The 22,294-nt window shown below is 71.3% G+C and carries 19 protein-coding genes and 1 pseudogene; 11 read left to right on the top strand and 9 right to left on the bottom strand.

Annotated features, from left to right (window positions below):
* The first annotated feature begins 12 nt into the window (after positions 1–12).
* From ACIO6U_RS13365 to ACIO6U_RS13355, 3 genes are read left to right on the top strand one after another with little or no spacing between them, the layout of a single operon-like run.
* A complete protein-coding gene (locus tag ACIO6U_RS13365; protein ID WP_401718403.1) occupies positions 13–1,434 on the top strand; it encodes a tetratricopeptide repeat protein in 1,422 nt (473 codons plus the stop codon).
* A 43-nt stretch (positions 1,435–1,477) separates the two neighbouring features.
* Positions 1,478–1,822, top strand: coding sequence for a hypothetical protein (locus tag ACIO6U_RS13360; RefSeq protein ID WP_401718400.1), 345 nt, complete (start codon positions 1,478–1,480; stop codon positions 1,820–1,822).
* Complete coding sequence (locus ACIO6U_RS13355; protein ID WP_401718397.1) at positions 1,823–2,932, top strand: caspase family protein; 1,110 nt, start codon at positions 1,823–1,825, stop codon at positions 2,930–2,932.
* A gap of 261 nt (positions 2,933–3,193) precedes the next feature.
* Here the strand turns inward: ACIO6U_RS13355 and ACIO6U_RS13350 are convergent, their stop codons facing one another.
* The 3 genes and pseudogenes from ACIO6U_RS13350 to ACIO6U_RS13340 all read right to left on the bottom strand — a co-directional run.
* Positions 3,194–3,577: a RidA family protein gene (locus ACIO6U_RS13350; RefSeq protein ID WP_401718394.1), complete on the bottom strand. Its 384-nt coding sequence runs from the start codon at positions 3,575–3,577 to the stop codon at positions 3,194–3,196.
* The gene (locus ACIO6U_RS13345; RefSeq protein ID WP_401718391.1) at positions 3,574–4,701 is read right to left on the bottom strand and encodes a mandelate racemase/muconate lactonizing enzyme family protein; all 1,128 of its coding nucleotides are present in this window, start codon (positions 4,699–4,701) and stop codon (positions 3,574–3,576) included. Before ACIO6U_RS13345 ends, ACIO6U_RS13350 begins: the two co-directional genes overlap by 4 nt.
* 163 nt (positions 4,702–4,864) lie before the next feature.
* A pseudogene (locus tag ACIO6U_RS13340) lies at positions 4,865–5,623 on the bottom strand (creatininase family protein); the annotation flags it as partial.
* A gap of 41 nt (positions 5,624–5,664) precedes the next feature.
* Between ACIO6U_RS13340 and ACIO6U_RS13335 the strand changes: the two are divergent.
* Complete coding sequence (locus ACIO6U_RS13335; RefSeq protein WP_355335832.1) at positions 5,665–6,636, top strand: ROK family protein; 972 nt, start codon at positions 5,665–5,667, stop codon at positions 6,634–6,636.
* A 74-nt stretch (positions 6,637–6,710) separates the two neighbouring features.
* Here the strand turns inward: ACIO6U_RS13335 and ACIO6U_RS13330 are convergent, their stop codons facing one another.
* From ACIO6U_RS13330 to ACIO6U_RS13310, 5 genes are read right to left on the bottom strand one after another with little or no spacing between them, the layout of a single operon-like run.
* The gene (locus tag ACIO6U_RS13330) at positions 6,711–7,535 is read right to left on the bottom strand and encodes an ATP-binding cassette domain-containing protein (RefSeq protein WP_355335829.1); all 825 of its coding nucleotides are present in this window, start codon (positions 7,533–7,535) and stop codon (positions 6,711–6,713) included.
* Positions 7,532–8,446, bottom strand: coding sequence for an ATP-binding cassette domain-containing protein (locus ACIO6U_RS13325; protein ID WP_401718386.1), 915 nt, complete (start codon positions 8,444–8,446; stop codon positions 7,532–7,534). The genes ACIO6U_RS13330 and ACIO6U_RS13325 overlap by 4 nt, the downstream gene beginning before the upstream one ends.
* Positions 8,443–9,351, bottom strand: a complete 909-nt coding sequence (locus ACIO6U_RS13320) for an ABC transporter permease (RefSeq protein ID WP_401718383.1) — start codon at positions 9,349–9,351, stop codon at positions 8,443–8,445. The genes ACIO6U_RS13325 and ACIO6U_RS13320 overlap by 4 nt, the downstream gene beginning before the upstream one ends.
* Positions 9,348–10,352: an ABC transporter permease gene (locus tag ACIO6U_RS13315; RefSeq protein ID WP_355335820.1), complete on the bottom strand. Its 1,005-nt coding sequence runs from the start codon at positions 10,350–10,352 to the stop codon at positions 9,348–9,350. Before ACIO6U_RS13315 ends, ACIO6U_RS13320 begins: the two co-directional genes overlap by 4 nt.
* Positions 10,349–11,923, bottom strand: a complete 1,575-nt coding sequence (locus tag ACIO6U_RS13310) for an ABC transporter substrate-binding protein (RefSeq protein WP_355335818.1) — start codon at positions 11,921–11,923, stop codon at positions 10,349–10,351. Before ACIO6U_RS13310 ends, ACIO6U_RS13315 begins: the two co-directional genes overlap by 4 nt.
* A gap of 54 nt (positions 11,924–11,977) precedes the next feature.
* Between ACIO6U_RS13310 and ACIO6U_RS13305 the strand changes: the two genes are divergently transcribed.
* The 3 genes from ACIO6U_RS13305 (at position 11,978) to ACIO6U_RS13295 (ending at position 14,692) form a co-directional block, all read left to right on the top strand.
* Positions 11,978–12,898, top strand: coding sequence for an IclR family transcriptional regulator (locus ACIO6U_RS13305; RefSeq protein WP_401718379.1), 921 nt, complete (start codon positions 11,978–11,980; stop codon positions 12,896–12,898).
* Positions 12,899–12,996: 98 nt separating this feature from the next.
* Positions 12,997–14,007: a serine hydrolase domain-containing protein gene (locus ACIO6U_RS13300; RefSeq protein ID WP_401718558.1), complete on the top strand. Its 1,011-nt coding sequence runs from the start codon at positions 12,997–12,999 to the stop codon at positions 14,005–14,007.
* A 121-nt stretch (positions 14,008–14,128) separates the two neighbouring features.
* A complete protein-coding gene (locus ACIO6U_RS13295; protein ID WP_401718376.1) occupies positions 14,129–14,692 on the top strand; it encodes a hypothetical protein in 564 nt (187 codons plus the stop codon).
* 72 nt (positions 14,693–14,764) lie between these two features.
* On the opposite strand, the gene ACIO6U_RS13290 is transcribed toward ACIO6U_RS13295, so the two are convergent.
* Complete coding sequence (locus tag ACIO6U_RS13290) at positions 14,765–15,148, bottom strand: hypothetical protein (protein ID WP_401718373.1); 384 nt, start codon at positions 15,146–15,148, stop codon at positions 14,765–14,767.
* A 177-nt stretch (positions 15,149–15,325) separates the two neighbouring features.
* Here ACIO6U_RS13290 and ACIO6U_RS13285 point away from each other — a divergent pair, with 177 nt between their 5' ends.
* From ACIO6U_RS13285 to ACIO6U_RS13270, 4 genes are all read left to right on the top strand, one after another.
* Positions 15,326–16,267, top strand: a complete 942-nt coding sequence (locus tag ACIO6U_RS13285; protein WP_401305142.1) for a LysR family transcriptional regulator — start codon at positions 15,326–15,328, stop codon at positions 16,265–16,267.
* A gap of 121 nt (positions 16,268–16,388) precedes the next feature.
* Positions 16,389–16,958 (top strand): SigE family RNA polymerase sigma factor, encoded by a 570-nt coding sequence (locus tag ACIO6U_RS13280; RefSeq protein ID WP_401305979.1) that lies wholly within the window; start codon positions 16,389–16,391, stop codon positions 16,956–16,958.
* Entirely contained in the window at positions 16,955–17,458 is a 504-nt protein-coding gene (locus ACIO6U_RS13275; protein WP_401718370.1) for a hypothetical protein, read from the top strand. Before ACIO6U_RS13280 ends, ACIO6U_RS13275 begins: the two co-directional genes overlap by 4 nt.
* 236 nt (positions 17,459–17,694) lie before the next feature.
* On the top strand, positions 17,695–22,284 hold the full coding sequence (locus ACIO6U_RS13270) for a DUF6531 domain-containing protein (protein WP_401718367.1): 4,590 nt from the start codon (positions 17,695–17,697) through the stop codon (positions 22,282–22,284).
* Positions 22,285–22,294: the final 10 nt, after the last annotated feature.

Raw genomic sequence — 22,294 nt, 5'->3', positions numbered from 1 at the left:
GAACGGGACCCGATGGAAGAGCAGGCGGAACAGCAGTACGAGGAAGCCGCAGAGGGCGGCGATCCGGACGCGATGATCCAGTTGGGCTGGCTGTTCCAGAAGCGGGAGAACCGCTCAGAAGCCGAGCGGTGGTTTCGGCGAGCAGCCGAAGCCGGGCATGCAGAGGGCATGTTCCGCTTCGGAGGGATCCTCCAGGAGCGCGGGGAGTCCGCGGAAGCGGAGCGTTGGAGCCGTCAGGCCGCTGACGCGGGGAACGTGCCCGCGATGGGCAACGTGGGATCCGCGCTGGAGCAGCGCGGTGAACTCGCGGACGCCCAGGAGTGGTACCGCAAGGGGGCGGATCGTGGTGACGTCTTCTCCATGTGGCGCGGTGGGCTGCTGCTGGAGCAGAGCGGCCGTCTCGACGACGCGCGAGAGTGGCTGCGCAGAGCGGCGGGTTCTGACGACGCGGGCCAGGTTCTGGCGCGGTGCGACGCGATGAGGGATCTCGCGCGCATCGCGGTACAGAGCGGTGACTCGGCGGAGGCGGAGCGGCTTCTGCGGGAAGGCGCCGGGGTTTTGGCGAAGGCGGACGACCTGCCCGAGAAGCAGGGGCGCACGCTCATGGCCGATCTGCTCACCCTGCTCGCCTCGCTGCTGTGTGAGCGCGGTGAGTTGGCCGAGGCCGAGAAGTTCCTGCGGTGGGCCGCCGGCGAGGGACACGTCCCCGCGATGCTCAGCCTCGGGAACGTGTTCGATCAGCAGGAACGGCTCGTCGAGGCCGAGGAGTGGTACCGGCGAGGGGCTGAGACCGGTCACCTCCGCTCGGCGCTGATGCTGGCGTCGCTGCTGGCGGAGCAGCAGCGGCCGGCCGAGGCGGAACCGTGGTTCCGGCACGCGGCAGAGGAGGGAGTGCCGACGGCGATGCACTTCCTGGGCACCCTGCTGGAACAGCGAGGCGACGTGGCCGAGGCGGAACAGTGGTACAGGGAGGCGAGCGAAGCCAGGATCGACGATTCGATGCCACGGCTGGCCTATCTGCTCGAAAAGCGCGGTGCCACGGCCGACGCGCTTTTCTGGTACTGGAAGTCCGCTGCCACCGGGAACACCTTGGCCATGGTCAAGGCCGGGTCGCTGGCGAGGCAGCAGGGGGACGTGGACGAGGCCGATCGGTGGTACGAGCGAGCCGCCCAGGCCGGTAACGAATTCGGCATGTACCTCGTGGCCAACCTGCGCATGAATCGAGGCGAGTTGGAGGATGCCGAAATGTGGCTCCGCCGGGGATCCGCCGTCGGCAACGGCAGTTGTATGGCGATGCTCGGTATTCTCCTGGCCACGCAGGGGGACGTGGCCGCCGGGGAGCGGTGGTGCAGAAAAGCGGTCGACGCCGGAGTACCCAATGCCGTGACAGATCTCAAGGCCGTACTGGAAGCACAGCACGGGCCCGGGAATTGAACCGCGGAAGTCCTCAACAGGGGACGCCCTGAAGGGGAGAGCGATGCAGGCGTACATACGGCTGACCGGTGAAACGGCCCGGGCGGATCTGACAGGGCTGGCCGACTGGCTGTCGCGCGAGGACGAGCTCCGCGGCTGCTCCGCCATCGAGCCGCCCGAGCCGAGCCCCGGCCACATGGGCGGGATCTCCGAAGTCCTGATCGTGGCCCTCGGCGCTCAGGGAGCCGGGACTGTCCTGGCGGCGTCGGTGTCCGTGTGGATCAGGCATCGCCGGCCCTCGGCGGACATCGAGGTGACCGGCCCCAGCGGGCAGAACGTCAAGATCTCCTTGCGCGACGTGCCGGCGGCGGATCTGGAACCCTTGCTCCGACGCGTCCTGGAGCGGTGAATGCGCCTGCCCGACCCGCTGCGGTCCCGAGCGGTGCTACTGGGTTTCGACACGTTCACCGATCCCGCGCTGACGGACCTGCCCGCCGTGACACACAACATCGACGACCTGGCCGAGGTGCTCACCAGCCCGTGGGGGACAGCCCTCCCGGACAAGCACTGCGCACGGCGCGGCAAAGCGGAGCCGACCGCCGAGCTCGCTGACGCACCATCCATCGGAGCCCGATTGGCCGCCGCCGCCGATGAGGCCGAGGACCTCCTGCTCGTTTACTACGCCGGTCACGGCCTCATCGGCCCGGACGGCGAGCTGTATCTGTCCCTGCCCGGAACCTCCAGCGAACCGGATCTGGTGGCGTGGACGGGAATACCGTTCGCTCTGATACGCCGTACGCTGGCGAACGCGCGGGCGAACAACAGAGTCCTCATTCTCGACTGCTGCTTCTCCGGCCTGGCCATTGGCGCGATGGCCACGACCAGTTCCGTAGTGGCGGGCCACCTGGAGGTGGCCGGCACCTGCACCCTGACGTCCTCGCCGGCGAATCGCCCTTCCAACGCTCCTGTCGGCGCACGCCACACCGCATACACCGGCGAGTTGCTGGATCTCATGAGGCACGGGACCACCGACGCCGCAGAATTCCTCACTCTGCAGGCCATTCACGAGCACCTCGCCAGGGTTCTGCCCAGCAAGGGGCATCCGCGGCCCGAGCTGCGCAACACCCATACGGTCGGCCGTCTCGCACTGGCCAGGAACCGGGCACACTCGGGCATCTCCGATCCGGCCGCGATGGTCAACGAGGCCACCCGACTCAAGCGGCTCGGTGACAGCGACGGCGCCGTTCACTGGTACCGCGAGGCGGCGCGCGCCGGGCGACCCGACGCGATGAGGGAACTTGGGCGGTTGCTCGAACGGGACGGGAATCGTGTAGAGGCGGGAATATGGCGGCGCAAGGCCGCCGAATCCGGGGATCCCGCCACCATGCGCGAGCTGGGAGTCAGCTCATGGCACACCGGGGATCTCGCTCAGGCCGAGAGCTGGCTCAGGAAAGCCGCGGACGCCGGGCTGCCCGAAGCGGCGGAAGACCTGGAAAGGCTGCTGAGGCGTCGGAAGTAAGAGCCATCCGGTGGCGGCCCCCGCCCGCCGACCGAGCGCCGTGCCGGTCCGTGCTGGGTGACGTACGCCGTTACCCGTACGCGGTGCTGAGCTGCGCTGTCCGGTGGGGAGTCGAACCCCGCGTCGCTCTTCACGCGGACCACCGCTCAGCGCGGCGCGTACGGCTTCGGCCGCCGACGCTCCGGACGGTTCCGCCGCGGCCGGGGGAGGGATCCCCGTATCGGCCGCGACGGACCGCGGAGAACCGTCGGAGCGGGCGGCTCAGGCGGTCGGGAGGAGGGCGACGACGTCGATTTCCACGAGGATGTTCATGAGGTCGGAGCCGACGGTGGTGCGGACGGGGTAGGGGGCGGTGAAGAAGGGGCGGTAGGCGGCGTCGAAGGCGGCGAAGTCGCGGTGGAGGTGCTGGAGGTGGACCGTGACCTTGAGGACGTCGTCGAGGGTGAGGCCGCGCTCGGCGAGGACGGCGGTGAGGTTGCGGAGGACCTGGCGGGTCTGGTCGCCGACGAGTTCGGGGACCTCGCCGGTGAGGGGGTCCTTGGGGCCGAAGCCGGCCGTGTAGAGGAAGCCGCCGGCGACGACGCCCTGGCTGTAGGCGCCCGCGGGCTGGGGCGCGTGGGCGGTGTGTACCGCTTCCTTGGTCATCCGGTCAGATCCCCGTCCCGCTCGTTGGCCTCGGCGAAGTGGCGCAGCTTGTCCTCGTCCACGCTGACTCCCAGGCCGGGCCCTGTGGGTACTCGCAGACGGCCGTCCGCGAGGTGCAGCGGCTCGATGATGTCATCGGCGTGCAGGTAGTACATGCTGTCGATCGCGCGGGAGAGCACGGGGGTGCTGGAGACGACCGCGAGATGCGCGGCCGTGGCGATGCCCAGCTCACCGCCGCTGTGCAGGTTCATGCCGAGCCCGAACGTCTCGCAGTGGGCGGCGAGCGCCTTGGTGGCGGCGATACCGCCCCACTTGTAGACGTCGCCGTGGATGACGTCGACCGCGTTGAGCCGCATCGCGGGGGCGAAGTCCTCGAACCGTACGACGCACATGTTGGTGCACAGCGGTATCCGGACCTTCGCCTTCACCTGGCTCATGCCCTCGATGCCGACGCAGGGGTCCTCCAGGTATTCGAGGTCCAGCTCCTCGAGGGCGATCCCGGCGCGTACCGAGTCCGGTACGGACCAGGCCGCGTTCGGGTCCACCCGCAGATTGATGCCGGGCAGGGCGGTGCGCAGCGCCCGCAGGATGGCCACGTCGCCCGCGACATCGGTGGTGCCCTTGAGTTTGACGGCGCTGAAGCCGCCCTCCTCGACCACCCGCGTCGCGTGCTCGGCGAGCTGTCCCGGCAGGGCGGCGGGGCTCGCGCCGGGCGCGTCGGCGCGGGTCACCAGGGCGGTGATCGGCACCTCGTCGCGTACGGGACCGCCCAGCAGGTCGGTGAGCGACTGGCCGGTGGCCTGGCCCATGGCGTCCCAGCAGGCCACGTCGAGGGCGGCGATCGCCGCGTACCCGAGGTAGCCGTGGAAGAAGGGCACCATGTGCTGCTTGCGGTGGAAGCTCTCCAGGGCGAACGGGCTGGTGCCGATCAGATCGTCGGCCATCGCCCGGACGATCGCCGCGACGGGCCGGCCCCACATCGTCTCGCCCCAGCCCTCGACACCGTCGTCGGTGCGGATCCGCACGACCGTCCTGGTCTCCCCGGTCTTGGTCTCGAAGGAGCTGGTGAACGGGTTGAGCAGGGGCAGATTGACCACCCATACGTCGACGTCAGTGATCTTCATTCTTCTCCTCAGCTCGGATGGTGGCCGCGTCGGGGACAGCGGTGGCCGCGTCGGCCGCGGGGACAGTGGTCACGTCGTCGGCCGCGGGTACGGTGACCGCGTCAAAAGCCCCCGCGGTCGCCGCGTCAAAAGGCCCCGCGGTCGCCTCGTCAAAAACCCCCGCCGTCGCCTCGTCAAAAGCCCTGATCGCCCGCGCGAGCCCCACCGCCCGGTCGGCCAGCAGCCGGCGCCCGGCCCCCGCGTCCGCGCCGGAGGCGTCGTCGGTCGATCCGCCGACCCGCGCCCACTCGCCGTGGCGCTCCACGGTCAGGCCCGGATACGGCGGGTTGTCGAAGAGCGGCGGCGGATCGACCGGGGCGCGGGCGGCGACCGGGGTACGGACGAGCTCCGGGTGGGCGGCGAGCATCAGGGAGGTCTCGAACCAGCCCGCGTGCCCCGGAGTCACCTCGGGCCTGCCCCCGTCGGGCTCGCCGTCACCGGACGTGACCGTCCAGTACGAGCAGGCCGCGACGGTGACGTCGGCGCGCAGCGCGAAGCGCTTCACGGCCAGCCGCATGATCTCGTCGTTGCCGCCGTGCCCGTTGACGACCATGATCCGCCGGTAACCGCTGGTCACCAGGGAGTCCAGGACGTCGTCGAGTACGGCGCCGAGCGTGGCGGCGGACAGCGAGACGGCGGCGGCGAACAGGTGGTGCGGGCTGTGGCCGAACGGGAGGGCGGGCAGCCGTACGAGCTCCGAGGGCGTCGGGTCCCGGTCGAGCAGCGCGGCGGCGGCGTCGAGGACGGCCTCGGCGAGGAGCGTGTCGGTGCCCATCGGCAGGTGGGCGGCGTGCTGCTCCTGCGATCCGATGGGCAGCAGGGCGATTCCGGTCGCCCCGGCCCCGCGGACTTCGCGCCAGGTCAGCCGGGTCAGATCTCTCACAGCGCTACCTCCCGGAAACCGTGTCGTGGCAGAGTCGGCGCATGGTCCATGAAGGTTCTCCGTTGCGGCTGGTGCCCGAGCCCGCGCCGGGGACGGTCGCGCCCCGGCCGCCGCGGACGCTCGGAGCTGTCGAACTGGTGCCCGGACGGGTCCGGGCGGCGGTGCTGACCATGTCCGGCGCGGTGCTGCGCCGGGCCGAGGCGTCGTACGACGCCGCCACGGCCCTGCCCGCCGACATCGACGCGGCGCTCGCGCTGGCCGCCGAGGTCTTCGCCGGGTACGAACCGGTCGGGGTCGGCGTGGCGGCGGCCGGGATCGTCGATCCCGGCGCCGGTCTGATCACCGAGGTCAACGACGTACCGGCGCTGCACGGCTATCCGGTGACCGCCCGGCTCGCGGCGCTGACCGGCGCCCCGGTACGGGTCGAGCACCGGGCCAGGCTCCAGGTGCTCGGCGACCGGTGGTTCGGCGCCGGGCGTGGCCGCCGTACGTTCGCGTCGGTGTCCACCGGTGAGGTGCTGGGCGTCGGCATCCTGTACGACGGCCAGGTGCTGGCCCCGGCCGGCGGGCGCAGCGGCGCCCATATGACGGTGTCGGCCAGCGGCGAGGCGTGCACCTGCGGCGGGCGCGGCTGCTGGAAGACGGTGGCCACCACGCGCTGGCTGCGCGAGCGCGCGCGGGCGGCCGGGCTCGGCGACGGCGCCACCCTCGCCGCGCTGGTGGAGCGCGACGACGAGGCGGCCCGCCGGACGGTCGAGGAGTACGCGGAGAACGTCGCCCTGGGGCTGATCAACGTCCAGCACTTGTTCGCGCCGGGGCTGTTCGTCCTGCACGGCGAGGCGCGCGAGGGCGGTGAACGGTTCCGGACGCTGATCGAGGAACGGCTGCGCTCCGACGTCGCCTCGGCCGGAGCCTCCGCGGGGGCCGAGCTGCCGCAGGTGCTGGTGAGCGGCGCGGCCGTGGACGATGTGGCGCTGCTGGGCGGCGCGGGGCTGGTGCTCTCCCACCTCTAGGCCCGGCCCCGTCGCCGAACCCGCCTCCGGACGCACCACACGCCGCACCTCAGGTCCCGCTTCGGACCCCACCTCTAGACCGCCTCCGTACGGGGGCGGGACCGCGTACGGCGGGCGCGGCGCGGGTCGGGTACGGGCACGGCGTCCAGCAGCTGCCGGGTGTACGGGTGCTGCGGATCGCCGAAGACATCGGCCGCGGCGCCGACCTCCACCAGCTTGCCGTGCCGCATGACGGCGACCCGGTCGGCCACCTGCCGGACGACGGCGAGGTTGTGCGAGACGAAGACATAGGTGAGGCCGAGGCGCTGTTGCAGCTCCGCCAGGAGGTCGAGCACCTGCGCCTGCACGGAGACGTCGAGCGCGCTGGTGGGTTCGTCGAGCACCACGAGCCTCGGTTCGAGGGCGAGCGCGCGGGCGATCGACACGCGCTGGCGCTGGCCGCCGGAGAACTCGTGCGGGTAGCGGTCCTGGATCGTCGCGGGCAGGCCCACCGACTCCAGCAGCTCGCCGACGCGTTCGCGGGTACGTGCCCGGCCGCGTCTGCCGCGGGCGTCCGGATCGTGGGTGATCAGCGGTTCGGCGACGATGTCGGAGATCCGCATGCGCGGGTTCATGCTGGAGTACGGGTCCTGGAGGACGACCTGCATCTGGCGCCGTACGGACCGCAGTTGGGCCGGGGAGAGGGCGGCGAGATCCTGGCCGTCGAACCGGACGCTTCCGGCGGTCGGCTCCATCAGCCGGAGCAGCAGCCGGGTCAGGGTGGTCTTGCCGCAGCCCGACTCGCCCACCAGGGCGAGGGTTTCGCCCTCGGTCACGGTCAAGGACACGTCGTCGACCGCCACATGGACCGGCCTGCCACCGAACTCCTTGCGCAGTCCGTCGAGTTCGAGCAGCGTCATGCCGACTCCAATCGTGGGGTGGCGTCCAGCAGCCGCCGTGTGTAGTCCTCGGCGGGGTGGTCGAAGACGTCCATGACGTCCCCGCTCTCCACGACCCGGCCCGCGTTCATGACCACGACCCGGTCGGCCGTCTCCGCGACGACTCCGAGGTCGTGGGTGATCAGCACGACGGCCATGCCGTGCTGTTCCTGGAGTGCGACGAGCAGGTCGAGGATCTGCCGCTGCACGGTGACGTCGAGCGCGGTGGTCGGCTCGTCGGCGATGAGCACGCGCGGCCGTCCGACCAGCGCCGTCGCGATCATCACGCGCTGGCGCAGGCCGCCGGACATCTCGTGCGGATACTGCCGGTAGCGCCGCTCGGGGTCGGGGATGCCGACCTCGTCCAGCGCGGCGACGGCCGCCTCCTTGGCCTCGGCGCGGGAGACGCCCCTGTGGTGCCTGAGCACTTCGGCGACCTGGGCGCCGACCCGCTGGAGCGGGTCGAGGCTGGTCATCGGGTCCTGGAAGATCATGGCGATGTCGTGGCCGCGGACCGCGCGGAGTTCCTTCTCGCCCACGGCGAGCAGGTCGCGTCCCCCGAAGCGGATCTCGCCGCCCGCGTACACGCACGGCGGCTCGGGGTTGAGGCGGAGCACGGACAGCGCGGTGGCCGTCTTGCCGCTGCCCGACTCCCCCACCACGGCGAGGGTTTCGCCCGCGCCGACCTGGAGGCTGACGCCCTGGACGGCGTGCACGGTGGAGCTGTCGAGCCTGAAGTCGACGCTCAGATCGGTGATGTCGAGTACGGGTTCGGGGCGGGCGGGTGCGGCCCCGGCCCGTGTCGTACGGTCGCTCGGCCTCGTAGGGTCGGTCGGCTTCGTGCGGTCGCTCGGCTTCGTGCGGTCGCTCGGCCTCGTGCGGTCGGTTGTCATCGGCGGTACGCCTTCGGGTCCGCGACGTCGCGCAGGGCGTCGCCGGTGATGTTGACGGCGAGCGAGGTGACCATCAGGGCGATGCCCGGGAACACCGCGACCCACCAGGAGGTGCCGAGGTAGAGCTGGCCGTCGGCGAGCATCGAGCCCCAGGTGACGGTCTCCTTGGGCACGCCGAGTCCGAGATAGCTCAGCGACGCCTCGGCGACGATGGCCGCCGCGATGTGCAGCGTGCCGATGGTGGCCAGCGGCGCCATCACGTTGGGCAGCAAGTGGCGGCGCATGATCGCGCTGTCGGTGACACCGATCGCGCGGGCCTCGGTGATGAAGTCGCGCGAGCGCAGCGACATCACCTCGGAGCGCACGACGCGGGCGTACGAGACCCAGCCGGTGAAGCCGAGCACGAGGATCACGTACCAGAGCCCGGAGCCGAGGAAACCGACGACGGCCAGGGCCAGCAGGATGGAGGGGAAGGCCAGTTGGACGTCGGCGAGCCGCATGAGCACCCGGTCGAGCCAGCCGCCGAAGTAGCCGGAGGCGAGTCCGACGGCGGTGCCGATCACTCCGGCGAGCAGCGCCGCGCCCGCGCCGACCAGCAGCGAGATCCGGGTGCCGTAGATGACGCGGGAGAGCATGTCGCGGCCGAGCTGGTCGGTGCCGAGCAGATGGGCGCCGCTGCCCCCGGACTGCCAGGCGGGCGGCTTCAGCCGGAGCAGCAGGTCCTGGGCGTTGGGGTCGTGCGGGGCGATCAGCGGTGCGAAGACCGCGAAGACCAGCATGACCGTGAGTACGGCGAGTGCGACGACGGCGAGCTTGTTGCGCAGCAGGGTCCGCAGGGCGGCGGCGCGCGGGCCGGGCCCCGCCGTCGTCGCCGGTGCGGCGACGGCCGGTGATGTGACGGTCATCGGGACGTCCTCACCCTCGGGTCGAGGAAGCTGTAGGAGAGGTCGACGAGCAGGTTCACCACGACGAAGGTGGCGGCGAAGAACAGCACGGTGGCCTGGACGAGCGGGAAGTCGCGGTGCGAGATGGCCTCGATCGTCAGCTGTCCGACGCCGGGCCAGGAGAAGACCTGTTCGGTGAGGATCGCGCCGCCCAGCAGGCTGCCGACCTCCAGGCCGACCACGGTCACCACCGGCAGCGACGCGTTGCGCAGGCCGTGGGTGAGCACCACCTTGACCGGGCCGAAGCCCTTGGCGCGGGCGGTGCGGATGTGGTCGGAGGACAGGACGTCGATCAGCGAGGAGCGCAGCAGCCGCGCGACGACGGCGACGGAGTACACGGCGAGGGTGACCGCGGGCAGCACGAGGTTGGCGAACGTGCCGTAGCCGGAGGCGGGCAGCGCGTGCAGTCCGACGGCGAAGACCAGGATCAGCAGGATGCCGACCCAGAACGGCGGGGTCGACTGGCCGAGCAGCACGCCGGTCATCACGGTGCGGTCGGAGGCCCGGCCGCGGCGCATCGCCGCGAAGATGCCCGCGGGGACCGCGACGACGAGCGTCACCACCAGTGCGGCGGCAGCCAGTTGGAGCGTGGCGGGCAGCCGGTCGGCGAGCACGGTGCGTACCGGCTCGTTGTAGAAGAGGGAGTTGCCGAAGTCCAGGCGCGGCAGCCCCCACAGGAAGTCGAGGTACTGGGTGAACAGCGGCCGGTCCAGGCCCAACGACCCGCGCAGCACGGCTTCTTGCTGGGCCGTCGCGTCGGGCGGCAGCAGCAGCTTGACGGGGTCGCCGGAGAGCCGGACGAGGAAGAACGAGACGGTCGCCGTGCAGAGCAGGACCAGCAGCGCGGTGCCGAGCCTGAGCAGGACGGTGCGCAGCAGCCGCAGTCCCGCGCGGTCGCGGGTGCGTTCCCGCGGCTCGCCGTCGGCGGCGGACGGCCGCCGCTGGAGGGAGATGTCGGTCATCGGGAGACCTCCGCGCTCGACATGTCGAGGACGCCTGCGGGGCCCGGCTTCCAACGCGGCCGTCGGTTGCGGGCGTAGATGTTGTCGAGCTGGTAGAGGAAGACGAACGGCGCTTCTTGCTGCATCAGCCGTTGCAGGTCGGCGAACGCCTGGGTGCGCTTGGCGGGATCGACGGAGAGTTCCTCGATGTCGACGAGGCGGTCCGCCTCCTTCGAGTGCCACCTGCTCTGCCTGCGGTCGCTGCGGACGTTCGACTGGATCATGCTCTCGCCGTCCAGCGTCCAGATGGTGCTGGCGGCCAGGTACATCGGGCCGAGCGCCGAGTGGTTGGTGGAGGTGAGCCGGCTGGCGTACGTGCCGGGGTCGAGAAGGCTGACCTTGGCGCGTACACCGGCCTTGGAGAGGAGTCCGGACAGCGCCTCGGCGACGTTGGAGTCGTTGTTGGAGGCGGTGAGCGTGGTGCTGAAGCCGTGCGGGTATCCGGCGTCGGCGAGCAGCGCGCGGGCGGTCTCCACCGAGCGGGTGAACGGCTTGACCGAGGGGTCGAAGCCGAAGGCGCCGTGCGGGATCATCGCGGGCACCTCGCGCGCCTTGCCGCCGAGCACCGCCTTGATCAACAGGGGTACGTCGATGGCGTGGTTGAGGGCCTGGCGCACCCGCCGGTCGCTGAGCGGCCCCTTCTCCAGGGTGTTCAGGGACAGGTACGAGGTGCGGATGCCGGTGTAGGCGTCCAGGGTGACGCCGGGGTAGCCGTCGAGCTGCTGCGCGGCGTCGGGGGTGAGTCCGGCGACGAGGTCGACGCCGCCGCTCTGGAGGGCGGCGAGCGAGGACGAGGCGTTGGGCGCCGGGCGGAAGACCAGTTCGTCCACGTGCGGGCGGCCTGACCAGTGCTTCGGGTAGGCCCGCATGCGCAGTTCGTGGTCGCGCTGCCAACTGACGAACGTGAAGGGCCCGGTGCCGACGGGGTGGGCCGCGAAGCCCCGGTCGCCGACCTCCGCGAGGTAGCGCGGCGGCACGACGACGCCGCCGAACAGGGAGAGTTTGTCGGGCAGGATCGGGTCGTGCAGCGTGGTGTGGACGTCGATGGTGAGCGGGTCGACCACCGAGACGCTCTTCACGTACCGCAGTTCGACGATCGGTGACTTGGTCTTGGGGTCGAGCAGCCGCTCGATGGAGAACTTGACCGCCGCCGCGTCGCACACCTCGCCGTTGTGGAACGTCACGCCGGGGCGGAGCGTGAACCGCCAGGTGCGCTCGTCGCGCGCCGTCCACGTCAGCGCGAGCCGCGGGTGGAGGGTGTTGTCCTGCCCGCGGGTGGTGAGGGTGTCGAACATGTTGATCAGGGCGTTCATCGAGACCATGTCGCCCTGCTTCTGCGGGTCCATGGTCACCGGGTCCCCCGGCTGCGAGACCCGCAGGACGTTGCCCGCGCCGCTCGCCGGGTTGGCGCCGCATCCCGTCAGCAGCCCGGGCGCGGCGATGGCCGGCACGAGCAGGCCGCCGAGGCGCAGGACGTCGCGGCGGCGCGGACGGCTGCGGTCCACGGCCCGCCCTTGACGTATTCGTTCCATTGAACAACACATCCGTTCCGGCAGATGGAATGCGGTTGGGTTAAGCTAAGCGACATGTCGAAAGCGGTCAACACCCGAGCCAGCGAGCAAGAGCCCGCGAAGGGTCCCGTCGACAAGGCGATGGAGGTGCTCGAAGCGCTCGTACAGACCGGTGGCCCGCACCGGTTGGGCGATCTCGCACGACGCACAGGACTGACCAAACCGACCGTCCACCGCCATCTGAGAACGCTGGCCGAGTACGGCTTCGCCCAGCCCGCCGAGGGCGGCAGCTACCGCGCCGGACCCCGGCTGCTCGGGCTCGCCGCCGCCGCGCTGCACGACAGCCGCGACCTCGCGCTCGCCCGCCCGGTCCTGGCCGACCTGCGGCGGCGCACCGGACTGCTCGCGCAGTACGCCGTACGCCACGGCGACGAGGCCGTCCTGCTGGCGGAGTCCGAGCCCGCCAGCGAGTACCGGATGAGCGGGCGGCCGGGCGGCCGGGTCCCGCTGCACAGCAGCGGGGTGGGGCTCGCGATGCTCTCCGCGCTGCCGCCGCACGAGACGGCGGCGCTGCTGGACGCCGGACCGCTGGCCGCGCGCACCCCGCGCACCCTCACCGAGGCCGCGGAGCTGCGCGCGCTGCTGCGGGACGCGGCGAGCACCGGTTACGCCGTGGACGACGAGTACGACGAGCCGGACGTACGGTCGGTGGCCGCGCCGGTCCTCGACGGCGAGGGGCGGGTGGTGGGCGCGATCGGCGTGCGCGGCCTGACCTTCACGCTGGACGAGCGGAGTGCGGAGATGTTCGGTCCGATGGTGCGGGCGGCGGCGCGGACGGTGTCGGGGGGGCTGGGCGGTGTGGGCGGCCCGGGTCGCGTGGGCGGCTCGGGCGGTGTGTCGGGCAGGGGCCCGGTCGGCGCGGCGGGAGGCATCTTGGGCAGCGTGCCCGCGACGCCGTTTCTTGTGGTGGACACCGAGGCGGGTGAGCTGGCGTGAGCGGGGACGAGTTCGGGGCCGGAGCTGACGCCGGAGCCGGGGGCGGGGCTGACGTCGAGGCTGGGGTCGGAGTTGGCGTCGGGAGCGCGCTCGGGGAGATCGTCGCCGCCGGGCGTACGCGCCGCGCGTACTCGGGCGCCGCCTGGTCCGTCGGTACGGCGGCGGGTCCGCTGGACCGCGGCTGGACCGGCACCCGCGCCTGGGACGGACCCGCCCTCACCGGCGACGAATTGTGGGACCTGGCGTCGGTGACGAAACCCGTCGTCGGCCTCGCCGTGATGGCCCTGGTCGACCGCGGGGCGGTGGACCTCGCGGGCACCGTCGGACGGTATCTTCCGGCCTACCGGGGCGGCGACAAGGCGGACCTCACCGTACGGCAACTGCTCACGCACACCTCGGGGTTGCCGGGCCAGGTCCAGCTCTACCGCGAACACCCCACGCGCGAGGCCCTGTTGGAGGCGCTGCGCCTCCTGCCGCCGCGCTCGGCGCCCGACACCCGGGTCGAGTACTCCTCCCAGGGCTTCATCCTGCTCGGCCTCATCGCCGAGAGCGCGGCGGGCGAACCGCTGGACGCACTCGTGGACCAACTGGTCTGCGCGCCGCTCGGGTTGAAGGACACCGGCTTCAACCCGGACGAGGCGGGCCGCGCGCGGGCCGTCGCCACCGAGGACTGCCCCTGGCGCGGACGCGTGGTGGCGGGCGAGGTGCACGACGAGAACGCCGTGGTCATGGGCGGAGTCGGCGGCCACGCCGGGCTGTTCGCCCCTCTCGCGGACGTGGAACGGCTCGGCCGGTCGCTCGCGGGCGGCGCGCGCGAACTGCTGCGCCCCGAGACCTTCGCCGAGATGACGGCCCCCCACACCGACCACCTCGCCCTGCGCCGCGGCCTCGCCTGGCAGGGCCAGGACCCGGTCGGCTCCCCCGTAGGCCCCTCCCCCGGCCCCGACTCCTTCGGCCACACCGGCTTCACCGGCACCAGCCTCTGGATCGACCCCGCCACCGCCCGCTACGCCGTCCTCCTCACCAACCGCGTCCACCCCTCCCGCGCCGCCGACGGCATCACCGCCGTCCGCCACGCCTTCCACACGGCGGCGGCCACTGTGGAGTGACGGGCCGTCAACTCCCTGTACGGCAGGCGCGATACGGACGGCGGCGCGTTACGGACGGCCAACGGGTCCGGTCCCGGCGTCCTCTGGCGCCGCCGTCACGCGATGGCCCAAGGTGGCCCGCATGGACTGGTTGCCACTGCTCTCCACCCTGGCCGGCGCCGCGATCGGCATCGTCGCCACCCTCATAGCCGACCGGAACCGCTGGAAGCGCGAGGACGACAAAGAAGCCCTCCGGCTGCGGCTGGACATCTACACGCAGTACACCAGCACCGTGAAAGTGCTCGGCGAGACCCTGCGGGCCCTGGCCGGACGGGACCACCCCTCCGACGACGCACGGGCGTTCGCGCTGCGCGAAGCCTTCCGGGAGTCAGGCATCGCCACCGCCTCGGAACGCATGTGGCTCATCGCACCCGAACCCGTCGTCAAAGCCTCCAACAACGTCTTCCACTGCCTGCGCCGCATCTGCGACGGCTACGCCGCCGGCACCGCCCTCGGCAGCACCGAAGACCGCGCCGCTGGGAAGCACGCGGCAAAGCCGCCGCCGACATGCGCAAACTCATGCGCGAGGACCTCCGCGTCGGCCCCCTCACCGAACGCCACACCAGCACCCTCGACGCCGACACCCCCACCACGTAGGACCCACACGTGCGGCGGTTGGACGTCAGCACCCCCCCTGCGCCGCTGACGTCCAACCGCGGTCACACGTACACCGGTTCAGACCGAGACGGCCGTGATCGGTCGGTGCCGTCGGGCCGGGTCAGTTGGCCTTCCCGTGCTCGGTGGCGCACCACTTGCGCGCGCCGTTCGCGCCGTCCTTCAGGCAGACGGTGATACTGATGGCGGTTCCGCTGGGGATGTTCGCCGAGTCGTTCTGCGCGCAATTTCCATTGGCGCCGTCCGCGTCCTCGACCGTCACGACATTGCTCTTTCCCGAACCGATCCAGATCATCTCCGCGAAGGCGCGATAGCCGTCCGCCTGGATGTCACAGGCAAGGAGGGTGTCGCCCGCGCCGGTGTAATACGCCTCCCCGCCCGGATTGCCGTCCGTGGTGTAAATGGCGCCGGTACCGGCGCTCGCGGGTCCCGCCGCCACGACAGCCGCGGCGGTGGCGACGACGGCGACACCAGCCGCCTGCGCCAACCGGCCCGCCCGGATCCGCCGCCTTCCGACACGTGCCTCCGAGCGCCCACGCACTTTCATCGTGTCCCCTCCCCGAGGCGCACCATGCGCCCCGCGTGACCCAATCGTTTCAAGGGCCATTCGGGAATTCCAGGACGGGGCGATGACACTCAGGCCCTGATCCATAAACTGACGGTTATGACCGAAGCCGAGGACGGTACCGGCAGGGCGAGCAGGCCGGGTCGGCCCGAACCCACTGTCCACCAGTTACGGCTCCTGCTCGTCATCGCGCAGGAGTTGCATTTCGGGCGAGCGGCGGCGCGGCTGTTCATGTCGCAGCCGGCCCTCAGCAGACAGGTGCGGGCTCTGGAGGAGCGGCTCGGTTTCCCGCTGTTCGAGCGCGGCAGCCGGAAGGTGGAGGCGACCGAGGGCTGTCTGGCGCTGCTTCCCCAAGCGGAGTCCGTGGTACGGGAGATGGACCGTCTGCGGGAGGCCGCGCGGGAACACGCCAGGGGGCCGTCGGGACAACTGGTGGTGGGGGCGATCGGCGCCGAGACGTCAATGCCGCATGCCCGGGCGGTCCTTGACGAACTCCGCCGCCGTTACCCGCGGATCACCGTGGAGATCCGCAACCTCAACTTCGTCGACCACATGACCCGGTTGATCGACGGCGAGGTCGACGTGGTCTTCTCGCGCCCGCCGGTCCCGCCGGGGGTTCAGTCGCTCCACATGGCCAGCGAGGCGCGGGTCGTCTGCCTGCCCGCCGACGACCCGCTCGCGGCCCGCGCCTCGGTAGCGCTCGCCGATCTCGCGGGTCGGCCGGTGGTGGACGTACCTCCCGAAGTACCGCGCCCGTGGTGGGACTTCTGGGTGACCGATCCGCGCCCGGACGGTTCGCCCGTCCGGTACGGCCCGGTCGCGGCCGACCTGGAAGCGCTGCTCCACACCGTTTCGGCCGGTACCGCCGTGGCGTTTCTCCCTGCGGCGGCCCGCGGTTTCTTCCCCCGTCCCGGGGTCGCGTACGTCGATCTGAGCGACGTGGCACCCTGCACCTCCGCCCTGGCCTGGTCGGCCGCCTCCCGAACTCGCCCTGCTGTGGCGGCGATCCGGCAGGCGGCGTCCGCCGTGCTCGCGCGGTAGGCGACCGGCCGTACCCGGCCGGCGAGGCCAGATCCGTGATCCAGGTCACACCGGGGCCGTGCAGCAGACGGGGCCGCTTCCACGTCAAGGAGGGGTGACAGGAAGGGAGGAGCGTGTGGATCTGGAACTGGCAACCGAGCGGATACCGCGTACGGAACTGAGCGGACCCGAGCCGGTGGAGAACGACTTCCACGCCTTCGTCGTCGCCCGGTCGGCCGTACTGTTCCACGGCGCGCTCGTCTTGACGGGAGACCGGCAGACGGCGGAGGACCTGGTCCAGGAGACTCTGGAACGGGCGTGCCGCAAGTGGCGCACCATCGCCGCCAAGGACTCCCCGGACGCGTACGTACGGCGGATCATGGTGAATCTGGCCAACGACAGATGGCGCAGATTCCGCCGTACGGTCCCGTTTCAGGACGGCGTCGACAGGGCCGCTCCGGGGGACCAGTACGGACAGGTGGACACCCGGGACCAGTTGGTCCGCGCTCTTCAGGGTCTGCCGATGCGCATGCGGACGGTCGTGGTGCTGCGGTATTTCCACGACCTGTCGGACGCCCAGATCGCAGCCGATCTGGGGATCTCGCTGAGCACCGTACGGTCCCAGCTCACTCGCGGAATCGACAAGCTCAGAGGCCGGTTCCCCGCGCCCTCCGCCCCTTCGCCGCCGCAGCCCACGGAAGGAACACGATGACGTCACACGGTTCGCGGCCTTCCGGCTGCACGGGTTACACACCCTTCGAGCAGGAACTGGTGAACTCCATGAACGACTTCGTCAACGGCGCCGAGGCGCCGCACTTCGACACCGCGGCCATCGCGCGCGGGGCCCGTCGCAAGCGGGCCACGGCCATCGCCGGTATCGCCACCGCCCTCGTCGTGGCCGGCACCGGCACCGCCCTGGCCATCGGCACCACCGGCGGCTCGCACGACTCGCGGCCCGCCGCCCACACGTCCGCCACGACCGACAAGAACCGCACCACCGTGCAGTACGGCGAGATCCCCATCCAACTGGCGGGCTTCACGCTCGACTTGGCCAGGCCCGTCCTGGTGGACAAGGCCCAGCTCAAGATCGGCCGGGTCATCAAGGTGGCCTCCCCCGGCTGCAAGCCGGGCACCGTCATCGCCGTCTCCCCGCACGCCCCGACCGTCGTCCACAAGGGCGACACCGTCAATCTGACCCTCTGCGCAGGATGATCTGACGGATCGTCATAGGGGTGGTGGCCCCGCCGATACCGGGGCCACCACCCCTGCCCCATGCTACGGAGCGACCGGCTCGGGCCGGGGCGCCGGGAACTATGAGTTGCCCGTGGGACGTCGGAGTGAGCAGGGGCGTCTTTCGAGGGCTGCGGGCCGTTGGAAGGATGGGGGCGTTCGCCGAGGCTGACGATGGGGGTGCTGGCGGGGTGACGGGGCGTCCGACGGATTGGGATGTGCTGGATCTGGACCGGGATCCGGTGCCGGGTGATCCGTTCGAGGTGAAGGAACTCGCGCGGAAGCTGGGGGATTTCGCTGATGATGTCGCCTCGGCGCTGCGGTCGGTGCGGGGTCTGAGCGGTGACACCGTCGTCCAGGAGTGGGCGGGGCTGTCGGGGGACGCGTACCGGCAGCAGTTCGGGGATCTTCCCGGTGAGCTGGACAAGCTGGAGCGGTCCTACCGTCTGGCGTCCGGGGCCCTGGACGACTACTGGCCGAAGCTGGAGACCGCGCAGGGTGACGCGGACCGGGCGCTGGCGCAGGGGCGCACCGCCCGCCAGGAACTGGACACCGCGCAAAGCCAGTTGACGAACGCTGATGCGTGGGTGAAGCGGGCGCAGGACAAGTCGAAGTCGTACCAGGAGGACCCGAAGCCGGACGTGCCGCCGCCGTCGGCGGAGGAGGTGCGGGCGGCGGCCCGTAATGCCACGGACGCTAACAGCGCCCACACCACCGCCTCCACCGCCGTCCACAGCGCGCAGGCCAAGCTGGACGCGGCCAAGCAACTGGCGGCCGACGCGGCCCAGCTCAGGGACGATGCGGCGTCGACGGCCCAGCACGCGCTGCACGAAGCGAGCGACGCGGGGATCAGGAACAAGCACTGGTGGGAGAAGGCGGTCGACTGGGTCGCGGACCACTGGGACGACATCATCGCGGTCTGCAAGGTCATCGTCGCGGTCCTGGGCATCGTCGTCCTGATCATCGGCGGCCCCCTGGCGTGGCTGGTCCTGGCCGCCGCCGTCCTGGTCCTGGCCGACACCGTCATGAAATACCTACAAGGCAAAGCCAGCCTGTGGGACGTCCTGTTCGCGGCCTTGGACTGCATCCCGATGTTCAAGGGCCTCACCACCGCCGGCGGCCTGTTGAAGATGGCCCGCGAACTCCCCGCCCTCCTCAAATCCGGCAAGGCCCTGGAGAACATCGCGAACAGCGTCCGCAAGGGCGCGGGAGCGATACGGGACGCCGGCCGCACCATCAAGGGCCTGTTCACCTCGGGCGACCCCATCGACATGGCCACCGGTGAGATGGTCATGTCCGCCACCGACGTGCATCTGCCCGGCATCCTCCCGCTGTTGCTGGAGCGCGCCCATCGCACCGGGTTCCGCGGCGGCCGGTGGTTCGGGCCGACCTGGGCCTCCACGCTGGACCAGCGGCTGGTCCTGGACGACCAGGGCGTGCGGTTCACCACCGCCGACGGCATGGTCCTGCACTACCCGGTACCTGAGCCCGGCCACCCACTGCTCCCCGTCGAGGGCCCGCGCTGGCCCCTGACCTGGGACGGCACCCCCGGCAGCACCATGACCGTCGCCCAGCCCGACACCGGTCGAACCCTGCGCTTCCGGGCGCAGCCGCGCGGGGGGCTGGCCCTGGCGGAGATCACCGACCGCAACGCCAACAGGATCGTGATCACGTACGACGACCTCGGCGCCCCCGTCGACGTCACCCACAGCGGCGGCTACCGCGTCGCCGTCAGCACCGCGGACGGCCGGATCACCGCCCTCCACCTGGCTTCCGCCGATGACCGGCCCGCCCTGTGCGCGTTCGGCTACACCGACGGCCACCTCACCGCCGTCACCGACTCCTCCGGCGTGCCCCTGACCTTCGGCTACGACGACCGGGGCCGCATCACCCGCTGGCAGGACCGCAACGACACCTGGTACACGTACGCCTACGACGACCGGGGCCGCTGCGTCCGCACCGGAGGAACCGACGGCGTCCTCGCCTACAGCTATGTCTACGACAGCGCGCCGGGGACGACGGTGGCCACCGATTCGGTCGGCGCCACGACGACCTACGAGTTCAACGTCGCTCGCCAACTGATCCGGCAGACCGATCACTTCGGGCACAGCACGACGTCGGCGTGGGACCGCTACGACCGGCTGCTGAGCCGTACGGATCCGCTGGGACGCACGACGCGCTACACGTACGACGGCCTGGGCCACTGCACCGGCATCACCTATCCGGACGGCGCCGTCGCACGGATCGAGTACGACGACCTCGGATTTCCCGTACGGGCCGTCGATCCGGACGGGGCACGGGTCGGCCAGCGGTTCGACGCGCACGGGAATCTGCTGGACACCACGGACGCGGCCGGTGCGACGACCGCGTACACGTACGACGACCGCGGCGCGCTCACGTCGGTCACCGACGCTCTCGGTGCGACCCGGCGCATACGGACCGACGCGGCCGGGCTGCCCGTGGCGGTCGTGGACCCCGACGGCGGGGAATCCGCGTACGTCCGTGACGCCTTCGGCCGTGTCGCGGAGGTCACCGATCACACGGGACAGTCCGTCAGGACCGGCTGGTCGTCCGAGGGTCGGCCGCTGTGGCGGAGGCGGCCGGACGGTTCGGCCGAGGAGTGGGAGTACGACGCCGAGGGCGACCTTGTCGCCTACCGCGATCCGGCGGGCGGTGTGCACCGCTTCACGATGACGCACTTCGGTCTCCCGGCCGAGCGGATCGCACCCGACGGATCAGGTCTGCGCTACACCTACGACACCGAGCTGCGACTGACCGAGGTGCGCGACGACGACGGTCTGACCTGGTCGTACACCTACGACGCCGTGGGCAACCTGGTCAGTGAGACCGACTTCAACGGGCGTACGCGCACGCACCGTTACGACGCCGCGCGGCAGCTCATCGGCAGTGTCGACGCCCACGGGGGGACGACCGGCTACGAGCGGGACTCGGGCGGACGAGTGACCAGGATGGTCACGCCCGACGGCGACGCGGTCTTCGCCTACTCGGCCACCGGTCGCATGCTGCGCGCCGAAAACGCCTCCGCCGTCGTGGAGTTCACCTACGACGAGGGCGGTCGGCTCGTCGCCGAGAGCTGCGACGGGCTGGTCATGACCAGCCGCTACGACGCGATGGGACGCCGGATCGGCCGCCGGACTCCCTCGGGTGTCGAGAGTGCGTGGACCTACGACGAGGGCAACCGACCGGTGGGCCTGCGGATGGGTGACCAGTCGCTTCGGTTCACCTACGACCGTGACGGCCGGGAGACCGAGCGGCGGTTGGGGCAGGCGGCCCGGCTGCGGCAGAGCTGGGACCCGGTCGGCCGTCTGACGGTCCAGTCCCTTGTGGACGAGGCGAGCGGGCGCCCGGTCCAGGAGCGCGGGTACCGCTACCGGCCCGACGGATATCCGACGGAGATAGCCGAACTCGTCGGCGGCACGCACCGGTTCACGCTCGATGCCGCCGGGCGGATCACTGACGTCGACACCGGTGATCCCCGCGGTGCCGGGCCGGACGACCGGCGTCCGCCGCTTCCTGAGGTGTCGGGATCGCGGGTGCTGCGTTCCGGCCGCGTCCGCTACACGTACGACGAGCGGGGCCGCGTCGCCGTCAAGACCCGCATGCTGCTGTCCGGCGGTCGGCTGCGCTGGACCTTCGGGTGGGACGCGGAGGACCGGCTCCGGTCGGTCACCAACCCGGACGGCAGTGTCGCCGCGTACGCCTACGACGCGCTGGGACGCCGTACGTCCAAGAAGCTGGTGACGGCGGACGGCAGTGCGGCCGGGGAAGTCCGGTTCGCCTGGGACGGAGAGGTCCTCGCGGAGCAGGTGCGCGTCCCGGCCGCGGCGGCGGACACCGTGGTCACCGGGTCCCACGAAGCGGTCACCACCTGGGAGTGCCTGCTGGGAGAGGGCCCGCGCGCGGTCGCGCAGGTGCACAGCAGGCGTACGGCCGAGGCGGTGGCGGACCTGCCGCAGGAAGAGATCGACCGCCGGTTCCTCGCCGTCATCACGGACCTGGCCGGTGCTCCCACCGAACTCGTCGGTCCTGAAGGCACCGTCGCCTGGCGGCGACGCGGTCATCCGTGGCTGCCGGAGACCACGCGGACGGCGGAAGAGGAAACCGCGGCTGCCGCGTCGGAGACGGCCGCCGGGGACCCGGTCGACTGCCCGCTGCGCAGTCCGGGCCGCTACCACGACCCCGAGACCGGCCTCGACTACAACTACCACCGCTACTTCGACCCCGAGACCGGACGCTACCTGAGCCCCGATCCGCTCGGTCTGGCTCCGGGGCCCGACGACTACGCCGATGTCATCAACCCCACGGTGCTGGCCGATCCGCTCGGCCTCTCACCCTGTTCCTCGTTGATCAACGTGTTCCGGGGCCCGTCGCAGGGCCTTCCCGGCGGCCAGCTCGGTGCGCCCATCAGCATCCGGCAGTTGCGCATGGCGCTGGGCAAGGCGGACCTGTCCGTGAGCCACTACGACATCGTGCACGTTCCCGAGATCCACACGCCGACCGGACTCGGTTTCGGCAACAGCCCGCACCTGGTGTCCGGCACGCCCCAACTCGGGCCCCGGGGGCTGCCGTTGATCCAGATCTCCGACCTGGGTCTGCGCAGCATGGACGAGGGCGTCGCCACCGTCTTCCACGAGATCTACCACCATCAGCAGTTCCGGCTGTCGCTCAATTCGAAGCCGCTGTGGGGCGAGACTGTCGCGCCCAGTCATATCTGGGGCGGCACCGAGGACGCGGCGGAGGAATACGGCCAACGTATGCTGTCGCTGTTCAAGTCCAGGACAGGCTGACGAGGGGCGA

This window comes from Streptomyces sp. NPDC087422, assembly GCF_044744145.1.
GTDB lineage: Bacteria > Actinomycetota > Actinomycetes > Streptomycetales > Streptomycetaceae > Actinacidiphila.
Note: the sequence above shows the minus strand (reverse complement) of the source record. Positions and strands in the feature narration are given on the sequence as shown.

Excerpts from the sequence above, each read along its gene's own strand:
- ACIO6U_RS13365 (WP_401718403.1), top strand. The coding sequence starts at position 13 with ATGGAAGAGCAGGCGGAACAGCAGTACGAGGAAGCCGCAGAGGGCGGC.
- ACIO6U_RS13360 (WP_401718400.1), top strand. The coding sequence starts at position 1,478 with ATGCAGGCGTACATACGGCTGACCGGTGAAACGGCCCGGGCGGATCTG.
- ACIO6U_RS13355 (WP_401718397.1), top strand. The coding sequence starts at position 1,823 with ATGCGCCTGCCCGACCCGCTGCGGTCCCGAGCGGTGCTACTGGGTTTC.
- ACIO6U_RS13350 (WP_401718394.1), bottom strand. The coding sequence starts at position 3,577 with ATGACCAAGGAAGCGGTACACACCGCCCACGCGCCCCAGCCCGCGGGC.
- ACIO6U_RS13345 (WP_401718391.1), bottom strand. The coding sequence starts at position 4,701 with ATGAAGATCACTGACGTCGACGTATGGGTGGTCAATCTGCCCCTGCTC.
- ACIO6U_RS13335 (WP_355335832.1), top strand. The coding sequence starts at position 5,665 with ATGGTCCATGAAGGTTCTCCGTTGCGGCTGGTGCCCGAGCCCGCGCCG.
- ACIO6U_RS13330 (WP_355335829.1), bottom strand. The coding sequence starts at position 7,535 with ATGACGCTGCTCGAACTCGACGGACTGCGCAAGGAGTTCGGTGGCAGG.
- ACIO6U_RS13325 (WP_401718386.1), bottom strand. The coding sequence starts at position 8,446 with ATGACAACCGACCGCACGAGGCCGAGCGACCGCACGAAGCCGAGCGAC.
- ACIO6U_RS13320 (WP_401718383.1), bottom strand. The coding sequence starts at position 9,351 with ATGACCGTCACATCACCGGCCGTCGCCGCACCGGCGACGACGGCGGGG.
- ACIO6U_RS13315 (WP_355335820.1), bottom strand. The coding sequence starts at position 10,352 with ATGACCGACATCTCCCTCCAGCGGCGGCCGTCCGCCGCCGACGGCGAG.
- ACIO6U_RS13310 (WP_355335818.1), bottom strand. The coding sequence starts at position 11,923 with ATGGAACGAATACGTCAAGGGCGGGCCGTGGACCGCAGCCGTCCGCGC.
- ACIO6U_RS13305 (WP_401718379.1), top strand. The coding sequence starts at position 11,978 with ATGTCGAAAGCGGTCAACACCCGAGCCAGCGAGCAAGAGCCCGCGAAG.
- ACIO6U_RS13295 (WP_401718376.1), top strand. The coding sequence starts at position 14,129 with ATGGACTGGTTGCCACTGCTCTCCACCCTGGCCGGCGCCGCGATCGGC.
- ACIO6U_RS13285 (WP_401305142.1), top strand. The coding sequence starts at position 15,326 with ATGACCGAAGCCGAGGACGGTACCGGCAGGGCGAGCAGGCCGGGTCGG.
- ACIO6U_RS13275 (WP_401718370.1), top strand. The coding sequence starts at position 16,955 with ATGACGTCACACGGTTCGCGGCCTTCCGGCTGCACGGGTTACACACCC.